The organism is Chryseobacterium sp. II3a (genome assembly GCF_057815135.1).
The window spans coordinates 292,852-312,947 of sequence record NZ_JBYPZJ010000002.1 but is presented as its reverse complement, the minus strand read 5'-3'; the positions used below and the strand labels follow the sequence as shown (position 1 = coordinate 312,947).

Here is a 20,096-nt window from a genome sequence, read left to right as displayed (position 1 = left end):
AAAATTTTAAAAAGTCTAAATGAATAACAAAGGATTCAATTGGTTCTTTCCTATTGCAATCATAGCTCTTTTGCTTTTCTTTGGTTCCAATTTCCTTGGTGGAGATACAGCAAAAACTATTGATGAGGATGGTTTCTTTAGAGAAATGCAAGCGGGGAAAGTCCAAAATATTATTATATACAAAGACATAGAGAAAGCTGATGTTTTCCTTACCAAAGAAGCAAAGTCAGCAATGGTTAAAACCGGAAAGGAAAATAATCCTTTTTCAGCTTTAGATATGGCTCCAAAAGCAGATTATTCTGTGAAATATGGAGATCTTCAACTTTTCCTTCAGAAATTTGAACAGATCAAAACAACCAATCCAGCTATTAAAACAGCTAAAGATTATGGAACAGGAAAGAGCCCTTTCGCTGATATTCTTATATCTGCCTTAATCTGGATTGCCATTCTGGGATTATTCTACTTCCTTCTTTTCAGAAAGATGGGCGGCGGCGGAGGCCCTGGTGGACAGATCTTCTCTATCGGGAAATCTAAAGCTAAGCTTTTCGACGAAAAAGAAAGAATTCAGGTAACATTTAAAGATGTTGCAGGATTAGAAGGAGCTAAAGAAGAAGTACAGGAAGTAGTAGATTTCTTGAAAAACTCTGAAAAATATACAAAACTAGGAGGTAAAATTCCTAAAGGTGTACTATTGGTAGGCCCTCCGGGAACAGGTAAAACCTTATTGGCGAAAGCTGTGGCAGGAGAAGCTAAAGTACCATTCTTCTCACTTTCAGGATCTGATTTCGTGGAAATGTTTGTTGGGGTAGGGGCTTCAAGAGTAAGAGACCTTTTTGCTCAGGCTAAAGCAAAATCTCCGGCGATTATCTTTATCGATGAGATTGATGCTATCGGACGTGCAAGAGGAAAAAATAATTTCTCTGGCGGGAACGATGAAAGAGAAAATACATTGAACCAGCTTCTTACTGAAATGGACGGCTTTGGAACAGATACGAATGTTATTGTAATGGCTGCCACCAACAGAGCGGATATCCTTGATAAAGCTTTGATGAGAGCAGGACGTTTTGACCGTTCTATCTATGTAGACCTTCCGGAACTTCATGAAAGAAGACAGATCTTTGATGTTCACTTAAAGAAAATCAAACTTGATGGAGATGTAGACAGAGAATTCCTTGCTAAACAAACTCCCGGATTCAGTGGGGCGGATATTGCTAACGTTTGTAACGAAGCAGCGCTTATTGCAGCAAGAAATAATCATACTTCAGTAACAAAACAGGATTTCCTTGATGCTGTAGACAGAATCATTGGTGGTCTTGAAAAGAAAAATAAAGCTATCAAACCTTCTGAAAAGAGAAGAGTAGCTTATCACGAAGCTGGACACGCTACTATTTCTTGGCTAGTAGAACATGCTTCACCACTTCTAAAAGTAACGATCGTTCCAAGAGGACGTTCATTAGGTGCAGCTTGGTATCTTCCGGAAGAAAGACAGCTTACCACTACTGAACAGATGTTGGATGAAATGTGTGCAACATTAGGAGGTAGAGCAGCTGAGCAGGTGATCTTCAATAATATTTCAACAGGAGCACTTTCCGACTTGGAAACAGTAACGAAGAGAGCACAGGCAATGGTAACGATCTATGGGTTAAGTCCAAATATCGGTAACATTTCCTACTATGACAGTTCAGGTCAGTCTGAATATAATTTCGGAAAACCTTATTCTGAAGAAACGGCTACTAAAATTGATGCAGAGATCAAATCGATTATCGAAAATCAATATGAAAGAGCCATCAGAATTCTTGCAGACAATAAAGACAAGCTGGATGCTTTAGCGAGTAAGCTTTTAGAAAAAGAAGTGATCTTCCGCGAAGACTTAGAGGAAATCTTTGGTAAAAGAGCATGGGATCCAGAATTGACAGAGAAGCCGGTGACCAATACAATCCCTGAAACAGTTCAGCCGGAAGTGTTGGAAACCCCTCAGATTAAAGAAAAAGAGGAAGAAAGCGAAATACAGGCTCCTGAAAGCCCAACACAGCTTTAAAAGCCCTTTAAAATAGGAAATATAAAACCTGACAACTTTAAAATTGTCAGGTTTTTTCATATTTAAGGAGATATTTTGGAATCTATTGTAATTTATTTTCTATTTTTGTATAAAGTTGACTAAAAATAGATTAAGTTGAATTTATTCAAGAGGATTGTAAGCAAACTTACCAACCAGCCTGAGGAAGAGGATAAACAGAGCCTGGAGAAGCTTGGGGATTCGCTAAAAAATGCGGATCTCGACTATAAGTTTGCGCAATTATTTACGCATTCAGGGGGATTTTTTAATTATTGTGCAGATGAAGCGGAGGCTCTACAAACTTTAAATCAAATTATCAAAATAGAAGGTATTCACAATCTTTTCTGTTGGGATAAGGAACTTCAGAACTTCTTAAACGTTGTGAAGTCACCTTATACTTCAGAATTGCAGCCATCCAATGATGCCGCATTTATCACGTGTGAATATCTGATTGCATATGATGGCAGAATTATGCTTTCACATAATAATATTCTTCATTATCATTCTTCAAGGCTTCCGGATAGAATTATCATTATTGCCAATGTTTCACAGATTGTGAATAACCTGAATGATGCTATGGGGAAAATAAAAAGAAACGGAAATATCAAGAACCTAACTTCCATCAGCGGAAGCCAGTCTAAAATGGACAGTTCTTCCAATTCCAATACAAAACTGTTTTTATTGCTGCTTGAAGACTAAGCACCCACTACTAAATTTTAAATTTTGGACAAAAATCTCATTCAAAGAACCGCTTCAGGTCTCATCTATGTAGCCATCATCATTCTTTGTTCGACTCCGCTTGGGGCGCAGCTGATCAACAGTGTTTTTCCTGGCCTTATTCAGCAAGAATATCTTTATTATGGTTTGATAAGTTTCTTATTGGTAGTAGGTACCTGGGAGTGTGTGAAAATAATGAAGTTTGGAAAAGGCTATGAAAAATGGGTTGTATACCCATTAGTCATTTTTATATTTTATATTTTTTCCAAGCGATACTTTCATCATGATTTCTTTTTTGATTTCAGATTGAGCGAAATATTAGCTCTTGCCCTTATTGGTATTGCTGTAGTTACTTTATTTAAGTTTCCTAACGAATTATACTTTGACAGTGGAAAACTGATTTTTACAGTCATTTATGTCGCTCTGCCATTCAGCTTTGCATTAGGATTACCTAAGTTCTCGAGTTATAGCGATAACTTCTCACTGGAAGTTCTTTTTCTTTTTATCCTGATCTGGAGCAGTGATACTTTTGCTTATTTGGTAGGAAAGTTTTTCGGAAAACATAAAATGGCTCCTAAAATTTCACCAAAGAAAACATGGGAAGGATATGCCGGAGGTGTTGTTTTGACATTGGTTTTATCCTACTTTATTGAGCGCTATCAGCCTGAACTGAGGGGAAACTGGATGGTTGTAGGGTTTTTAGTGGCCGCTTTTGCCCCACTGGGAGATTTGGTAGAGAGCCAGCTGAAGAGAAACTTTGGTGTAAAAGACAGTGGAAACATCATTCCAGGGCATGGCGGAGTATTAGATAGACTGGATAGTTTTATTATCTGCGTTCCTGTCGTATATTTGTACTTTATTTTAGAAAAATTTATTTAGTCTCATGAAATTACATAGAGAATCAAAAGGAACGATTACGGTAGCTACAATACTTTTTCTGGTATTGGGAGCTTTAGCCATCTATTTCCTTAAAATATGGTCTTTGTTGATCATCGCACCCTTATTGGTAATTTACTGTCTTGTATTCTGGTTTTTCAGAGTTCCGAACCGTACTATTCTTGACCACAGAGAGAATGTAATAGCACCGGTTGACGGGAAAGTAGTAATGATCAAAGAAGTGGAAGAAAATGAATTCATTAAAGGGAAGGCCATCCAGGTTTCTATCTTTATGTCTCCATTGAACGTCCACATCTGTAGATATCCGGTAAGCGGAAAAGTGATCTATAAAAAATACCACCCTGGAAAATATCTGGTAGCATGGCATGAGAAGTCATCTACAGAAAATGAAAGAACAACAGTGGCTATTGAAACTGAAACCAATCATAAAGTAGTTTTCAGACAGATTGCGGGATATGTAGCGAGAAGGATTGTGTTCTACTGTAATGAGGGAGATCAGGCAAAAGCCGGCCATGAGTTTGGGTTTATCAAATTTGGGTCAAGAATGGACGTATTCCTGCCTATAGATACCGAAATCATCTGCAAGATCGGAGATATTACCAAAGGAGGTTTAGATGTTATTGCTAAATTAAAAGATTAAGATATATAATCATCATACCAAGACTGTTCTGAAAAGGACAGTCTTTTTTTTGTTTATAAACACTAAATGACACAAATTGGTTGAACGAATATACTAATAAAAAAAACGGAGATTATCTCCATTTTTCTGTTCTATCTAAGCCTTAATATATGGTTTTATTTCGTCTAATAAACTTAATATAAATTCTACTGGTAAATCTTCTTCCGCATCAATTAAAAGTATCTTAAACTTCTTCCTCCCATCTTGTGTCAGTTCCGGATAATCCAGTTTGTCACCATGATAGAAACTAAGGTAATGCTTCTTGTATTTTTTGCTGTAATAAAAATAGCACAGCATTTTCTTTTTGTATTTGATAAAGGGAAGTCCGAAGCTGAAAGTCTCCGTAATATTTTCAGGATCTGAAGCCAGGATGGTTTCCCTTAAAAAAAGAAGAGTACTTCTTTCAGGCTCTTCGATTCTGTAGAAATACTCTTGTATAGGGTTCATTTTTATAGGATTTAAAAATAATTAGTCAAAATTTTGAAGTTCAACAAGTTTATTGTACATTCCTTTTTTTGCAATAAGATCATGGTGGGTTCCTTGTTCTACAATGGTTCCCTTTTCCATTACTACAATCCAGTCTGCTTTTTGAATGGTTGAAAGTCGGTGGGCAATCACAAGCGAAGTTCTGTTTTCCATCATTTTTTCCAAGGCGTCCTGTACGAATCTTTCAGACTCTGTATCTAAAGCTGAAGTGGCCTCATCCAGAATCATGATCGGTGGATTTTTCAATACCGCTCTGGCAATCGATACTCTTTGCTTCTGACCTCCGGAAAGTTTGTTTCCATCATCTCCGATATTGGTGTCATATCCTTCAGAAAGCCCGGTAATAAATGTATCTGCATTAGCAATTTTGGCCGCCTCAATGACTTCTTCTCTGGTTGCATTGGGTTTACCCATTAGAATATTATTGTAAACAGAATCATTAAACAATACAGATTCCTGAGTTACCATTCCCAGAAGCTGGCGGTATTCCTGTAATTTTAAATGTTTAATATCTACACCATCAATAAGGATTTGGCCTTCGGAAACGTCATAGAATCTTGCCAGAAGGTTGGCTATGGTTGTTTTCCCACTTCCACTTTGTCCTACTAATGCTACTGTTTTTCCTTTAGCAATCGTTAAATCAAAGTTTTTAAGGATCAGATTAGCTTTGTCATAGTAGAAGCCAATATTCTTGAATTCGATATTATTGTTAAGCGTTGAAATGGAAACCGGTTCTGCAATTTCTTCAATTTTCACATCAGCATCAAGGATTTCCAATACTCTTTTAAGAGATGCTTCCCCTTTTTGCACATTGGAAATGGATGTTGATAGGCTCTTTGCAGGAGGAAGTATCTGGAAGAACATTCCTAAGAATACTAAAAAGTCTGCAGGCGATATGCTTTGTTCTACGATAATCTGCTTACCTCCATACCATGCAATGATCAAAAAGGTAATAGAACCTAGGAATTCGCTCATTGGAGAAGCCAGCTCTTTCTTTTTACCTAAGCTGATAGAACTTGATATCCATTTGTTCATTGATTTCATGAAACGGTTGTCCATGATTTTTTCGGCATTAAATATTTTAATAACCTTTGAAGATTTTAAAGTTTCATCCACAATAGAAAAGATGGTTCCCAACTCATGCTGTGCTTCATGGGAATCTTTTTTAAGACTTTTCCCGATTAATGCAATCATTGTTCCCATTACAGGAAGTACAAGCAGAGAGAAAAGAGTCATTTCAGCACTTAGGAAAAATAAAGTAACTAATGTACTGATCAGCATGAAAGGTGCATTGATCAATTCTATTAAACTACCTAAAATATTCCCTTCAACTTCACCTACATCATTAGACATACGGGACATCATATCCCCTTTTCTGCTTTCTGTAAAGAATGAAACCGGTAAAGAAAGTATTTTTCTGTACATCGCACCACGAAGATCTTTGGTAACCCCAACACGATAGTTGATCAGTAATAAAGACCCGAAATATCGGAATGCATTTCTTAAAAAGAACATGAAGGCAGTGATGACACAAAGCCATGCAAGAACTGTAAGAGAACCATGGGTACTTACTAGAGACTGAACATAATAGTTTGAATATTCTTTTATATAAGTGAAGAAATCTGTAATGTCTCCGGAATAAACAGGAGGTGTTTCATACTTTTCAGGCTTAATAGTGCCGAAAAGCATGCCTAAAACTGGCAAAATAGTTCCTAAGGAAGCAATCTGAAATACAGAATACAGAATGTTGAAAAATAAACTTCCGTAGATATATTTTTGATGAGGCCTCGCGAACCTCAGAATTTTTTTATACTCATTCATTCAATGAAAAATTTGGATAGCAAAATTACGTAAAATTAGAAGATAAGACGTTCTTAATCCAGTTTTACTTTAATGGATAAGTTTTAAAATAAGGTTTTTTGTTACAACAATTTGAAATTAAATAAATGAGGAGAAAAAGATTATCCATTCAATAAGATTAAAATAGACCAATTTTTCAGGTATAGACAAAATAAAAACCGCCATATAGACGGTTTTTTGTGTAAAATATAGTATTAATTAAAGTTTACCTGGTCGTTGTATTTAGGGGCAAAGTTTTTAGGATTTAATTGCTCTAATGTTTTTCCGAAATTATTGATGATCTGGGTCATATTATCAACGTCAACAATATTGATATCATCTTTTACTTGATGATAATGAGTGGCTTTGGTCATGTCCACCGTAGAAAATGAATGGGCAATGATCTTCTTTTTCACGAAACTGACATTATCTGAACGATAAAAGAGCTGCTGCTTTGCATAGGGGTCCGCATTGATTTTTAATCCATTTACTGCATAGGTATTAAAAAGTTCATCAAGATCTGAGAAGCCATCCCCAGTCATATACAACGCATTTTTTCCCCATTGAGATTCTGTAGCTACCATTTCAAAATTGAAAAGAGCTGTCATATTACGATAGATTTTGTCAAGATTTTTATCCTCAGAGATAGCCTTTGATCCCAGCATTCCTTTTTCTTCTCCATTGAAGGCCATGAAAGCCATAGAAAACTCAGGCTCCTTATCTTTGAAATAATCTGCGATACCTACCAATGTGGTAATTCCGCTGGCGTCATCATCGGCACCATTATAAATATTGTCTCCACTTTTGTTGGTGGTTCCTATATGATCAAAATGTCCTGAAAAGCCAAGAGTTTTATCAGATTTACCTTTCTTTATACCACAAACATTGTAAGCTGTTTTGCCTTTATAATCAAAAGGAATCAGGTATGAACTTCCTGTACAGTATTTAAGATTGTTTTCTTTGAAAAGAGCGGCAATATAATTAGCTGCATTTTCATTTTCCGGAGTTCCTATTTCGCGGCCTTTCATTTCATCAGATGCCAAAGTGGAAATGACGGTTTTTACTCTTTCTTTTGAAATTTCCTGTGCAAAAACGGATATAGAGAATAGTGATAAAGTAAGATACGTTAGCTTTTTCATAGTCTTTAATTAAAATTTATAGAATCTGTCGTATTTCAGATTGAAATGTTGCAGGAAAGTTACATAAATTAATTGATCTTAGCAGATTGTTAGGGAGAATAGCAGAATTTAGATCTATATCCATAAAAAAACAGCTCCTAAAAAGGAACTGTTCTCACTCAAAAAATCGTTGTAAGGTTATCGAAGTCTGTCTACAGATTTCACGAGCCTCTCATCTTTACGGATGTATACATTTGCCATAAGCAGACATATCACCGCGATTAATGGGAAAATCGGCTCAATACCCTTCTCAGGAAATTGAATTCCTCCGGATAAGCTTAGCAGCCAGTACGCCAATACACCAATCAACAAAACGTTTATAATGATGCTGATTGTATTCAGCAAAATTTGTCTTTTTCTGTTTTTAAAACTAAAAACACTTAATGATCCAATAATAACAAGGATGATAGATCCTATATTAAGTACAGGAATACTATCTGAAATCACAACATCCTGTCCCGTTATAAAAAGGAAAACAGCAGCTAAAACTGCTAGTAAAGTCCATATAGTTTGTATTCTCTGTAGCATTGAATATTAAAATCTAGGCAAAAATAATATAAATTTTGCACAATTCAAAAATAAGTGTAGATTTGCATTATACAATGTACTTGAAAACAAAAGTCACCGGACTTACTTTTCTTACTCACAATTAATTACATTTTTACATAAATATGTTTAACATAGAAACGTTAAGGTCAAAATCCGTAACGGAACTGACTAAAATCTTAAAGGATTTGGGCGTTAAAGTTGCTAGAACTAGCAATGAAAATGACAAAATCTTTGCAATTCTTGACTTTCAGGCTTCCAATCCTAAAGTAGCAAAAGATTATTTCAACGCCACGGAAACCAGCGCCACTACTGAAGAAGCTCCAGCAGAAAAAACTGCAAAGGCTCCTGTAAGAAAAGCTGCTCCAAAGAAAGCCCCGGCAACAAAGCCTAAGGCTGCTGCTAAAGCCCCGGCAGAACCAAAAGTAGAGGAAAAAGTAGAAGAGAAAACGCCGGTTGCTGAAGAAGTAAAAGTAGAAGAACCCAAAGCTGAAACAATAGCAGTAGCAACAACAAATGAAGAAGCATCTGCCGCTAATTCAGCTAAGAAAAAAAGAAAAAGAGTTTCTCCTACCAATACAGGAAATACAGAAAACACTCAGGAGAAATCAGAAGCTCCTAAAAGCACAGAAACTCAAGAGCCTGCCCAGGCAGAAGAAAAGCCTCACAACCCTCAACAGCAGGCTAACAGATCTCCAAAAGGACACAATCACCCGCAAAACGGCGGAAACCAACATAAAAATCAACATCAACACCAGAATCCTAACCAAAATCAGAACAGACATTCTGAAAAGGCAGAGGAACAACACGACCATAAAAAGGAGTTTAACTTCGATGGAATGGTAAGTATTGAAGGTGTGTTGGAAATTTTACCGGATAACTACGGATTTTTACGTTCTTCAGATTTTAGCTATATCTCTTCACCTGATGATGTGTACGTTTCTACAGCACAGATCAGAAATTTCGGTTTGAAAACCGGAGATACCGTTAAAGGAATTGTAAGATTGCCGAAAGAAGGTGAAAAATATTTTTCATTATTAAGACCTACAGAAGTTAACGGACGTGATTTGGCATTTATCAAAGACCGTGTAGCATTTGAATATCTGACTCCACTTTTCCCGGAAGAGAAATTCAACCTTGCAGGAAGCGGATCTACAGTTTCTACCAGAATTGTTGATTTATTTGCACCTATTGGTAAAGGACAAAGAGCAATGATCGTAGCACAGCCTAAAACAGGTAAAACGATGTTGCTTAAAGATATTGCTAATTCTATTGCAGCCAATCATCCTGAAGTATACATGATGGTTCTTCTGATTGACGAACGTCCGGAAGAGGTTACTGATATGGAAAGAAGTGTAAATGCAGAAGTAATAGCTTCTACATTTGACGAAGCAGCTGAAAAACATGTAAAAGTAGCTAACCTTGTTTTGGCAAAAGCTCAAAGAATGGTAGAGTGCGGGCATGATGTTGTGATTCTTTTAGACTCAATCACCAGATTGGCAAGAGCATACAATACAGTAACGCCTGCATCAGGGAAAGTTCTTTCCGGTGGGGTAGATGCTAATGCACTTCACAAGCCGAAAAGATTCTTTGGGGCAGCAAGAAAAATTGAAGGAGGTGGTTCTCTAACGATTATTGCGACTGCATTAATTGATACCGGTTCTAAAATGGACGAAGTAATCTTTGAAGAATTTAAAGGTACTGGTAACATGGAACTTCAGCTGGATAGAAAAATTGCCAACAGAAGAATTTATCCTGCGATTGATCTTGTTTCATCAAGCACGCGTAGAGATGATCTTCTTTTGGACGAAAAGACTTCACAGAGAATGTGGATTCTAAGAAAATATCTTTCTGAAATGAATCCTGTAGAAGCCATGGAATTTGTAGATAAGAACATCAAAGGAACTCTTAATAATGAAGAATTCCTGATGTCTATGAATAAATAAATTTAATATTGTTAAATAAAAAGCACGGGTCCTTGGGATTCGTGCTTTTTAGTTTAATAATTTGTACTTTAAAAAAATATTTTAAAACTTAATTCATTCTCAATCAATATATCAATGTTAAAGATTTATTAAAGTAATCCCCAATCTTTGATAATACCTTAAATATTGGCTAATTTTGAAGTATAACATTAAAAATAAAGATTATGTCATTTGAATTACCAAAATTAGGATATGCATACGATGCATTAGAGCCTACGATCGATGCAAGAACTATGGAAATCCACTATACGAAACATCACCAAGCGTATATTGACAATTTAAATAAAGCAATCGAAGGAACTGATCTAGCAGGAAAAACAATTGAAGAGATCTGCCAGACAGGAACTGACAAGCCAGCTGTAAGAAACAATGGCGGTGGACATTTCAACCACTCTTTATTCTGGGAAATTTTGACTCCAGGTGGAAGCAAGGAGCCGGTAGGGAATGTAAAAGCTGCTATCGAAAATTATGGTGGTCTTGAAAAATTCAAAAATGATTTTTCGGAGGCTGCTAAAACAAGATTTGGTTCAGGATGGGCTTGGTTAGTAAAAAATGCTGACGGTTCTGTATCTGTTTCTTCTACACCAAACCAGGATAACCCATTAATGCCTGTTGCAGACGTGAAAGGAACTCCGGTGCTAGGATTAGATGTTTGGGAGCATGCATATTATCTAAACTACCAGAATAGAAGACCTGACTATGTTTCTGCATTCTTTTCTGTAGTAAACTGGGATAAAGTAGAAGAATTATTCAACAAATAATTTTCAGCTATTATAAAAATAAAAGGTTCAGAATTTTCTGAACCTTTTTTAGTTGGATATTTTTAAAATTTATCTTTTTATTATTTTCTGTGTGAATGCTTCGTTACCTGAATTTACTTTTACAATGTATGTATTGGATGGTAATGAATGAATATCAACAGCTATTTCTTTTTCGTTGCTAAATGGTCTTTCAAAGACAACTTTACCATTGATGTCATTTATTTGTAATGATCCTGAACGTACTTTGTCAAGCAATACTACAAACACTCCGTTATTAGGATTCGGTGAAATCTGTATATTTTTCTGCTGAGGTTTTTCTTTAAACATAGATTTCGTATTGTTAGGATCAGCATTAAGATCAATATGGTAATCCTTATCTTTTGGTCTTGCAAATTTAGCTGCAGGATTGGAAGCATTTGTGTTAATACGTACATTATCACAGTACATGAAGTCGTAAGGAGTATTGATACTGTTTTCAGCATGAATTCCATCATTATTGCCGCCAACGGAATACACAAGTTCGATAATGAATTTGTACTGCCCAGAAGGTGGATTGGTAAGATCAGCCTGATTTACGGTAAACTCAAATTCATTAGGATTAGGGAAATTAACTGTTGCAGATGTTGGATAAACGGCACTTGTTGCGATGTCTAAGAGAGATAGTTGAAAATTCACGATACTTGCTCCTTGTGGAATCGCATAATTTCCATTGATATGTAATGGGAAACTTACAGGGAGTTTACATGAACGGGTTTGATAGGAAAAATCTATATAAGCCGTATTCATTTTGCAGATATCATTACTTAATGAGGATATTTCAGTACTTGTTAAGGTAAAGTTGGTTTTATTCAGGTAAAATCTAGGAAGAAGATTGTGATCCGGATCATCATTGTATTGTTCAATGTTTCCTGTATATGATCCTCCACGGCTCGCAATGTTGGCGGCTGCTTCTATATAAGGCGAATAATCGCTGACATGCACTACGATAAATTTAGCATTTCTATCCATCTTAAACTTTGTAAAGGCCGCAAAAGCATTATCTTCATGTAATCCGTTCGGAGGATTGAAGTTTACTAAATAAGAACCATTGCTCAGGCTGCCATTAGCTCTCTCTGCATCAGAGAATAAGATGATTACTAATGGTCTTTCACGGTGCTTATCCAATGATTTCTGTGGGCTTACAATATCAGGATGAGGATAATGGTCAAGTGCAGATCCTATTAAGCTAACAGCATCATGAAAATGATCGCCATTTCCTAATCTTCTTGAAAATGTTTGAGCAGTTGCTAAATCATTGGTGAAGTTCGATTCTATGTAGATTCTAGGGACAGAAGGGCTCATTCCAGGGAAATCGGTTCCATAGTGTACCACAGAAACCCTATTATCCCGGTTGCATTTTAAAATCTCTTCCATGAGTTTTCTTGTGGAAACAGTCATTTGATTGAAGGCTACATCACTTATAGAGCCACTGTTATCCAGACAAAAAATGATATCACTTCCTGTTTGTGAGTAGAATGGTGTCCATGATAGTAGAATTGAAAGCAGAATAAGTTTAATTGTATTTCTCATATTTCATTGTTTTAAAAGTGTTAATATGAGATGGGATTAAATAGTTTATCTGAGAGTTGGCTATGAACAGAATGAAAGGTCTGTAGGGCAGAAGATAGCATGGCTGAACAGCATGCTGTACAAGATGTTTTTTTCATGGTTTTAAATTTTGTTTATGGTTATTGTTCACTGAAAAACTAAAAATCAGTGATATACAAATATATTAAAACCTGAATAAAAGATTGAAAATATTTTATTAAATTAAGTAATTATAGTATTTATTTTTGATTTTATTTCAAAAATAATGTTTTTATTAAGTGTTGCTTAATATGGAGAGGCTGTGGCTATCTTCTTACCTTATCTCACTTCCGGATAAACCGTTCATTTTTAATCCGTATTTCCAGTTTACGTATGCAAATACCTGGTAAAGCTTGTATTCAAATTTTATCCCGTAATTTTCCCTTGGATTATAATCTATTCCAGATTCTATAATATTTCTATATTTTCCAGTGCTATAATAGTTGTTCCATTCACTCACAAGGAATGAATTTTTTGTTTTCAGAAAAGATTCTGAATATTGGCTCATAGGTTTGGCAACAGCATTAAGAAAATAATCAAATTGGGTATCCATAACAGTAAGATCCCATTCTCCATCTTCATTTTTAGACGGCTTCATTTCATGCTGTTCTTTATCCTTTTTAGGTGTATTTTGCTGTGAAAGACAGCTGAAAGGGATAAAGGCAATAAAGAATAATAAGATAAGATTTTTCATGATTTTATTATTTATAAAAAAAGCACTCCAATAAGAGTGCCTTTCTGTATTATTTTTTAATATATTCTTTCTGAACTACAGAAACTGCAGGGAAGTGGTCACTATATCCACCAGTGAATCGGTCTCCATCCCAAGAACGTAATGGATATCCTTTCCATTGTCCTTCCTTATTAACAAGGTAAGGCGGAGCATAGATTTCTGCTTTAAAGATCGTATAAGTAGGCGTTATTTTTTCCGGAGAATAAAGATTTCTGGATACTATAATCTGGTCAAATAAGTTCGGAGCATCTCTGTAAGCAAGCGAAGCTACACCAGCCTTATATAGTTTATACATTAAGTTGTAATAAGGAGTCTTATCAGATAATTCGCTTGGATCACCCACAGCTGCCAAATGTTTCTTTAAACTTGGGCTTACCGGATCATCATTATAGTCACCCATTGAGAATAATTTGATACCCGGGTTTTCAGCTGTTACTTTGTCCATTTCTTCCTTCAATACAGTAGCCGCTGTATTTCTTTTAGCAAGAGAAATAGCTTCTCCACCTCTTCTTGATGGCCAGTGGTTCATGAAAATTCCTACTTTTTCTCCATCTAATAATCCGATAGCAATTACAATATCTCTGGTATATTCTCTTTTTCCGTTTTCATCATAAATCTTAATTTCTTTTTTATATGAATCTAAAACAGAAAATCTTCCTTTCTGATAAATAATGGCTACATCAATTCCTCTGGAATCATAAGAATTGAAATGTACAATGCCATAGTTGCTTTTTGCCAAAGCAGGCTGCTTGATAAGATCTTCAATAACCTGTCTGTTTTCTACCTCGATCAATCCGCAGATGGCAGGATTATCATTGGTATATTGTCTTCCAAGTTCAGAAATAACCTTAGCTTCATTGGCCAGCTTTTGGTTATAATATTTTGTTCCCCATCTTTTTGGGCTGTTGGCAGTAAAGTCTTCAGATAAAAACTGTTTTCTGATTACTTTTTTACCAATCAAAAGATCATCACTCCATTCTCCTTTGTAATCTTCTGTAGTTTCAAGATATTTAAGAGAATCTACAGGTACACTTCTGTGAAATTTAGGATTAGAACGAGGTAATGTCCCGTCAATATAATCAGCAGAAGGAATGGTATCCCAAAGGTTTTCAACGTTCAGGAATGCGACAGCAGCTCTCTTTACCTGCTTCTGTTGTGAGAAAGCAGAACCAAAGCAAAATAGGGCGGCCATGATTAAATATTTTTTCATATTCTTAGTATATTCAAAAAATTGAGGGGTAAAATTACTAATTTTATATAAGAATAAAGATTAAAATGATCTGAGTTTAATTTAACAAAAGGTTAAGACTGAGTTGGAAAGTCTGGAAAAAATGGATTATTCTTCATTATTTTGATATTGGAAACTCCTATTTATTATTTAAATAATGCTAAAGAATAAGCTGTTTGTTTGGGATTAAAAATATCCAATTATGATTGTTGAACACTTTTCCTAACATCTAGGACTCTTTTTTGTGATTGATTAAAATTTGGGCATATTTTTAGGATAATGAATGGAGGTTAAGAAAAATTAATAGAATAAATAGCTATAAATGTTTGAGTTAATGAAAATAGTACTAAATTTGTTGCCCCTTAAATAAAGAAGGAGTTAAAAATAAGTTTATTATGATTAAAAAACTATCCCTAATCTCTTTGTTTACTTTAATGCCTGCCTCTTTTTACTTTGCGCAAACCACTGTTTTTGCGTATGTTAAAGATCAGGATGGTAAGCCTTTAGAGAAAGCAGAAGTAGATCTAGCACAATCCACTGATGACACATCTGTGGATAAAATTGGATACTTCCAGTTTGTGGATTTAAAACCTGGCCACTATCTTATCACAGTGTCAAAACCAAATTTTGAGTCTAAAATCTTAGAGTTTGATGTAACTGCAGATGAGAAGAAAAAAGATTTAGGTGTTATTACACTTAATTACAACTTAGGATCAGATGCAGGAGTAATAGTTATTGACGACTCAGCAAGTGATGCCGAAGATGGAGGCTCTTCAATGCAGCCTACTGTAGGACTTTTAAGCTCAGGAAGAGATGCTTTCCAAAATGTTTCCGCTTTTGAACTAGGTGCTTACTGGTTCAGACCAAGAGGAGTAGACAACAGATTCGAGGATGTACTTTTTAATGGAGTATCCATGTCTAAAAATGATGACGGGAGAATTGACTTCAACAACTGGGGCGGACTGAATGATGTAACAAGATATCCGTATGAAAATGTAGATAACATCACTCCTTCAGAATATACTTTTGGGAATTTAGGTGGTGTTGTATATTATAATACAAGAGCATCCAGCTATAGAAAACAAACTTCATTAGCTTATTCATTTACTAATAGAAGCTACCTGCACCGAGCAATGGCTACTTACTCTTCCGGACTTACAAAAGATGGATGGGCATTTACTTTCTCAGGAAGCAGAAGATGGGGTGATAGAGCGATCATTGATGGGGTATATCAGGATGCTTACGCTTACTTTGCCTCTATTGAAAAGAAATTCAGTGACAGACACTCGATCAACTTAACGGCTTTTGGTTCTCCTACCTACAGGGCTTCTAATGCTCCGAATACTCAGGAAGTGTATGATATCATGGGTAAAAATTACAACTCATATTGGGGTTGGCAGGATGGAGAGAAAAGAAACTCCAGAATCAGAAACGTTTTTGAACCAATGTTTATCTTAACGGATTATCTGAAAATTGGTAAAAACTCAAACTGGACAAACACTGTTTCTTATCAGTTTGGTAGCGATGCAAGAAGTAGGTTAGACTGGTTCCATGCCGCAGATCCAAACCCTACTTATTATAGAAAACTTCCAAGCTTTGGTACTTATACTGCTGATGAATTCAGACAGCAGGCTCAGATTGATTGGAATGCCCTATATAGTGCAAACCGTCTTAATCTTACCAATATGGATGGTTCAGCTAGAGGTGCTGTATATACCATTGTAGAAGACGTAAATAAAGATAAAACTTTAAATTTATCCTCTCACTTTGATACAAGATTAAAAGATAACTGGAAGTTAAACATTAACTTCAATTATCAGAACTTGAAATCTGACAATTTCAGAAGAGTTAAAGATTTATTAGGAGCTAATTTTGCTTACAACCTGAATGCATTCAACGGAGATGCTAGATATGATGCAGACAATAATGATGTAACAGTAAGAAAAGGAGACAGAACTCAATATTCTTATGAATTGACAAGAAATCATTACTCTTTGAACATTTCATCTGAGATCGACTTCAATAAGTGGAACTTTGTGGCTTCCATCTTCTCTTCTTATTCAGAAGCTTACAGAGAAGGTAACTTCAGAAGTGGTCTTGCAAGATTTAGAGATAATTCTAAAGGGAAAAGTGCAGTATATGATGCATTAGATGCAGGGATCAAAGGTAAAATCACTTATAAGATCAACGGTAAAAACTTTATTGTTTACAATGGAGCATTCTTTAGTTTAGCACCTACTCTTAATGAGATCTATATTAACCCAAGAATGGTTGATTACTTAACTCCTGGTGTTACTAACCAGATGATCAATTCAAATGATTTAAGTTATATCTTGAGAGGGCAGATCTTAAAATTAAGATTGTCTGCTTATTATACAACGATTCAAAATTCTACTGAGATTTCCAGATATTATGCTGATGTAAATGATGGTGAATTAGGAAACTCATTCAGTACATTGGTTAATGAGGCGATGAGTGGTGTGAACAAGAGATACATGGGGCTTGAATTAGGTTTCGATGTTAAAGTAACGCCAACTTTAAGTGCTGTGGGGGTAGCAAGTGTAGGTGAATATAAATACACAAACAATCCTGAGGTTTCTACATTTGATGACCTTAACGGGTTCAGAGGAACTGATTTCTGGGGTAAAGCAAATGTTAAAGACTACAAAGTAGCGGGTACTCCGCAAAAAGCTTTCTCATTCGGGTTAAAGTATAACTCTCCAAAATATTGGTGGGTAGGAGCTTCTGCCAATTATCTGATGGATCAGTATCTTGATTTCTCAGCTTTGAACAAGACTCCTTATATGTATACAGACAGACAGACCAATGATCCTTTCCCAGGAGTAACTCCTGAATTAATTGAGCAGATTACAAAGCAGAAGAAATTTGATAATCAGTTCATGTTAAATGCCAATGCTGGTAAATCTTTCCAGTTTGGTAAATACAGAATGGGAATCAGTGTATCTGTAAATAATATCTTGAATAACAGAGATTATGTAACCGGAGGATTTGAACAAGGAAGAAATGTAAACTTTGCTGATGCCCTTGCTGATTCTCAAAGAGCAACCCCTTATTTCGGACCAAAACTTTGGTATGACAGAGGAAGAACTTTCTTTACTAATGTTTATTTAAGATTCTAATAACAACTACAATGAAAAAATATAATTCAATTTTAAGATCTATTTTCGTTGCAGCTGCCTCTCTGTTTGTTGTAACGGGATGTGTGCACGATGATAAATACGACCAGCCTAATCTTGATGGATACGACTGTGCCGACAAAAAAGGTATTGTAGTGCCATTTGCAGATGTAAAAGCAAAATATCAAAATGCAAGGTATGTATTCCCAAAAGATACTACTCCCAATGACGAATCTGACGACCTTTATATGGTAGGGTATGTTTCTTCTACAGATGAAACAGGGAATATCTATAAAACAATTTATGTTCAGGATGCATTAGAAAATCCTACGCAAGGCTTTACAATCAGTGTTGATGCGGTAAGTACTTATACAAGATATCCGCAAGGATCAAAAGTATATATTAAGCTTAATGGTCTTGCTATTGGAACATACGGAGGTTTGGTTCAGCTTGGAGTTGAAACAGGAACAGAGACTTCTGCTATCTCCGTATCAAGAATTCCTGAAAAACTTGTTGCAAAACAAATCTTCAGATCTTGTGCTCCAAAAGGGAAAATAGTACCTAAGATTATGAAATTAGCGGATATGGTAGCAGCAAATGATCAGTATTTCGGATGTCTTATCCAGGTTAATGATGTAGAATTTGATGCAAGAGCATTGTGTACTACTTATGCACCAAATGGAGTAACAGTAGATAAAACTATTGGAGAAGGATGGGCAGGAGGAAAATATGCAAAAACTGCGGTTGTAAGAAATAGTGGTTTCGCTTCATTTGCAAGTCAGTTACTTCCTTCAGGGAAAGGAAAATTTGTAGGGATTTATAGTAAATTCCAATCAGGATCTACTACTACCTATCAATTATATGTAAATAAGACTGAAGATCTTGAAATGAAGACTTTCCCTCGTTTAGATGGTCTTACAGAAGGTCCTTGTGATTTTAACCCAAGTTCTCTTACAGCTAAAACAGTTGCTGATGTGAAGCAATTGGCTGCCGGAACTACAAACTGGGTACAGATTACAGGAGATTATTACCTTAAAGCTCAGGTAGTCGCTAACGATGAATCAGGAAATCTTTACAAATATGTTTATGTAGAAGATGCAACAGGAGGAATCAGAGTGAATATGAACAAAACAAATCTGTATCTTGACAGCAGATTCAGATTAGGTAAAGATGTAAATATTAAACTTAAAAATCTTTACGTAAGAAGTGTCAATGGAGAGATTCAGTTAGGAGCCTTATTCAATAACAATACACAGTTTGGACAAATTGAAGAAGTAGAAATGTATAAATATTTCTTCGATAGTAATACAGCGGCAAGATCAGTTGTTCCTACAGAAAAAACAATTTCCCAGTTAACGATGGCTGATGTTGGAAGATGGATTAAAATCAAAGACGTTGAGTTTGTGAAAGGAGATTTAGGAAGAACATTAACTGACGGTAATAATGTTACCAGCAGAACTCTTGAAGATTGCTCAGGTAATACGGTTGTTTTAAGAACAAGCGGCCAGGCAAGTTTCGGTAATGTAAAGCCTGGAGGCTATGAAGTAAAAGGTGGGAAAGGCGATGTATACGCAGTTTTAAGTGTTTTCAACGGAACATACCAGTTATGGATTACCAGATTAGCTAATATCGACTTTGATGCTCCAAGATGTGATGGAAGTGTATATGTTCCAATTCCTGTTGTATATAGTGATGACTTCGCAGCTGGTGGATTCAGTGCAGACTGGACTACCGTAAATAAAGTGGGGCCAAACCAGTTCTGGCAAACATCTAACCAAGGAAACGGAATTAATTATTATGCTATGATGAATGGTAATGCTGGTGGTGCTAATAATAACTTTGCGAACGAAGATTGGTTAATCTCTAAAGCGGTAAGTTTAGCAGGTAAAACGAAGGCAGCGGTAAGTTTCACAACAGACGTAAGATATTCAGGAAATGCACTACAGGTTTATGCTACTGATAACTATACTGGAGATGTTGCTACAACCAACTGGACATTGCTTCCTGCAACCTTAGATACCAATTCAGGAGCATTCGGTGATTGGGTTGGTTCAGGAAATATAGACTTAAGTGCTTTCTTAGGTAAAAACGTAAGAATTGCATTTAAATATACTTCTACAACTTCTGCAGCAGCAACATGGGAAGTAGATGATTTTAAAATAAAAGCACAATAATCACTATTGTTTTATAAAGTAAAAGCCAGCTTGAAAGAGCTGGTTTTTTTATGC

The 20,096-nt window shown here is 35.8% G+C and carries 15 protein-coding genes; 8 read left to right on the top strand and 7 right to left on the bottom strand.

All coding sequences use genetic code 11. The features are described from left to right. Positions 1 to 19: 19 nt before the first annotated feature. From ftsH to AC3HD6_RS06220, 4 genes are all read left to right on the top strand, one after another. Positions 20 to 2,038 (top strand): ATP-dependent zinc metalloprotease FtsH, encoded by a 2,019-nt coding sequence (ftsH, locus tag AC3HD6_RS06235; RefSeq protein ID WP_068940612.1) that lies wholly within the window; start codon positions 20 to 22, stop codon positions 2,036 to 2,038. 135 nt (positions 2,039 to 2,173) lie between these two features. After that, complete coding sequence (locus AC3HD6_RS06230; protein ID WP_068940610.1) at positions 2,174 to 2,755, top strand: LUD domain-containing protein; 582 nt, start codon at positions 2,174 to 2,176, stop codon at positions 2,753 to 2,755. A gap of 24 nt (positions 2,756 to 2,779) precedes the next feature. Then, a complete protein-coding gene (locus AC3HD6_RS06225; protein WP_488895567.1) occupies positions 2,780 to 3,652 on the top strand; it encodes a phosphatidate cytidylyltransferase in 873 nt (290 codons plus the stop codon). 4 nt (positions 3,653 to 3,656) lie between these two features. Next, complete coding sequence (locus tag AC3HD6_RS06220; protein ID WP_488895566.1) at positions 3,657 to 4,310, top strand: phosphatidylserine decarboxylase family protein; 654 nt, start codon at positions 3,657 to 3,659, stop codon at positions 4,308 to 4,310. A 135-nt stretch (positions 4,311 to 4,445) separates the two neighbouring features. Here the strand turns inward: AC3HD6_RS06220 and AC3HD6_RS06215 are convergent, their stop codons facing one another. The 4 genes from AC3HD6_RS06215 to AC3HD6_RS06200 form a co-directional block, all read right to left on the bottom strand. After that, complete coding sequence (locus AC3HD6_RS06215; protein WP_066694508.1) at positions 4,446 to 4,796, bottom strand: DUF1801 domain-containing protein; 351 nt, start codon at positions 4,794 to 4,796, stop codon at positions 4,446 to 4,448. 21 nt (positions 4,797 to 4,817) lie between these two features. Then, positions 4,818 to 6,656: an ABC transporter ATP-binding protein gene (locus AC3HD6_RS06210; RefSeq protein WP_488895565.1), complete on the bottom strand. Its 1,839-nt coding sequence runs from the start codon at positions 6,654 to 6,656 to the stop codon at positions 4,818 to 4,820. A 233-nt stretch (positions 6,657 to 6,889) separates the two neighbouring features. Further along, entirely contained in the window at positions 6,890 to 7,813 is a 924-nt protein-coding gene (locus AC3HD6_RS06205; RefSeq protein ID WP_488895564.1) for a M28 family peptidase, read from the bottom strand. 177 nt (positions 7,814 to 7,990) lie between these two features. Then, the gene (locus AC3HD6_RS06200; protein WP_488895563.1) at positions 7,991 to 8,380 is read right to left on the bottom strand and encodes a DUF4293 family protein; all 390 of its coding nucleotides are present in this window, start codon (positions 8,378 to 8,380) and stop codon (positions 7,991 to 7,993) included. Between the two features lie 143 nt (positions 8,381 to 8,523). Here AC3HD6_RS06200 and rho point away from each other — a divergent pair, with 143 nt between their 5' ends. Beyond that, on the top strand, positions 8,524 to 10,344 hold the full coding sequence (gene rho, locus AC3HD6_RS06195; RefSeq protein WP_488895562.1) for a transcription termination factor Rho: 1,821 nt from the start codon (positions 8,524 to 8,526) through the stop codon (positions 10,342 to 10,344). A gap of 203 nt (positions 10,345 to 10,547) precedes the next feature. Further along, positions 10,548 to 11,144, top strand: a complete 597-nt coding sequence (locus AC3HD6_RS06190) for a superoxide dismutase (protein WP_068940595.1) — start codon at positions 10,548 to 10,550, stop codon at positions 11,142 to 11,144. 69 nt (positions 11,145 to 11,213) lie between these two features. On the opposite strand, the gene AC3HD6_RS06185 is transcribed toward AC3HD6_RS06190, so the two are convergent. The 3 genes from AC3HD6_RS06185 to AC3HD6_RS06175 form a co-directional block, all read right to left on the bottom strand. Beyond that, complete coding sequence (locus tag AC3HD6_RS06185; RefSeq protein ID WP_488895561.1) at positions 11,214 to 12,713, bottom strand: T9SS type A sorting domain-containing protein; 1,500 nt, start codon at positions 12,711 to 12,713, stop codon at positions 11,214 to 11,216. Between the two features lie 331 nt (positions 12,714 to 13,044). Then, positions 13,045 to 13,464, bottom strand: coding sequence for a DUF6146 family protein (locus AC3HD6_RS06180; protein WP_488895560.1), 420 nt, complete (start codon positions 13,462 to 13,464; stop codon positions 13,045 to 13,047). Positions 13,465 to 13,513: 49 nt separating this feature from the next. Beyond that, the gene (locus AC3HD6_RS06175; protein WP_488895559.1) at positions 13,514 to 14,713 is read right to left on the bottom strand and encodes an endonuclease/exonuclease/phosphatase family protein; all 1,200 of its coding nucleotides are present in this window, start codon (positions 14,711 to 14,713) and stop codon (positions 13,514 to 13,516) included. Positions 14,714 to 15,126: 413 nt separating this feature from the next. On the opposite strand from AC3HD6_RS06175, the gene AC3HD6_RS06170 reads away from it, so the two are divergent. Next, entirely contained in the window at positions 15,127 to 17,871 is a 2,745-nt protein-coding gene (locus AC3HD6_RS06170; RefSeq protein WP_488895558.1) for a carboxypeptidase regulatory-like domain-containing protein, read from the top strand. An 11-nt stretch (positions 17,872 to 17,882) separates the two neighbouring features. Beyond that, positions 17,883 to 20,042, top strand: coding sequence for a DUF5689 domain-containing protein (locus tag AC3HD6_RS06165; protein WP_488895557.1), 2,160 nt, complete (start codon positions 17,883 to 17,885; stop codon positions 20,040 to 20,042). The last annotated feature ends 54 nt before the right edge of the window (positions 20,043 to 20,096 follow it).

Bases quoted from the DNA above. Each gene is read 5' to 3' on its own strand.
- ftsH (WP_068940612.1), top strand. From the start codon at position 20: ATGAATAACAAAGGATTCAATTGGTTCTTTCCTATTGCAATCATAGCT.
- AC3HD6_RS06220 (WP_488895566.1), top strand. From the start codon at position 3,657: ATGAAATTACATAGAGAATCAAAAGGAACGATTACGGTAGCTACAATA.
- AC3HD6_RS06215 (WP_066694508.1), bottom strand. From the start codon at position 4,796: ATGAACCCTATACAAGAGTATTTCTACAGAATCGAAGAGCCTGAAAGA.
- AC3HD6_RS06210 (WP_488895565.1), bottom strand. From the start codon at position 6,656: ATGAATGAGTATAAAAAAATTCTGAGGTTCGCGAGGCCTCATCAAAAA.
- AC3HD6_RS06205 (WP_488895564.1), bottom strand. From the start codon at position 7,813: ATGAAAAAGCTAACGTATCTTACTTTATCACTATTCTCTATATCCGTT.
- AC3HD6_RS06200 (WP_488895563.1), bottom strand. From the start codon at position 8,380: ATGCTACAGAGAATACAAACTATATGGACTTTACTAGCAGTTTTAGCT.
- rho (WP_488895562.1), top strand. From the start codon at position 8,524: ATGTTTAACATAGAAACGTTAAGGTCAAAATCCGTAACGGAACTGACT.
- AC3HD6_RS06190 (WP_068940595.1), top strand. From the start codon at position 10,548: ATGTCATTTGAATTACCAAAATTAGGATATGCATACGATGCATTAGAG.
- AC3HD6_RS06185 (WP_488895561.1), bottom strand. From the start codon at position 12,713: ATGAGAAATACAATTAAACTTATTCTGCTTTCAATTCTACTATCATGG.
- AC3HD6_RS06180 (WP_488895560.1), bottom strand. From the start codon at position 13,464: ATGAAAAATCTTATCTTATTATTCTTTATTGCCTTTATCCCTTTCAGC.
- AC3HD6_RS06175 (WP_488895559.1), bottom strand. From the start codon at position 14,713: ATGAAAAAATATTTAATCATGGCCGCCCTATTTTGCTTTGGTTCTGCT.
- AC3HD6_RS06170 (WP_488895558.1), top strand. From the start codon at position 15,127: ATGATTAAAAAACTATCCCTAATCTCTTTGTTTACTTTAATGCCTGCC.
- AC3HD6_RS06165 (WP_488895557.1), top strand. From the start codon at position 17,883: ATGAAAAAATATAATTCAATTTTAAGATCTATTTTCGTTGCAGCTGCC.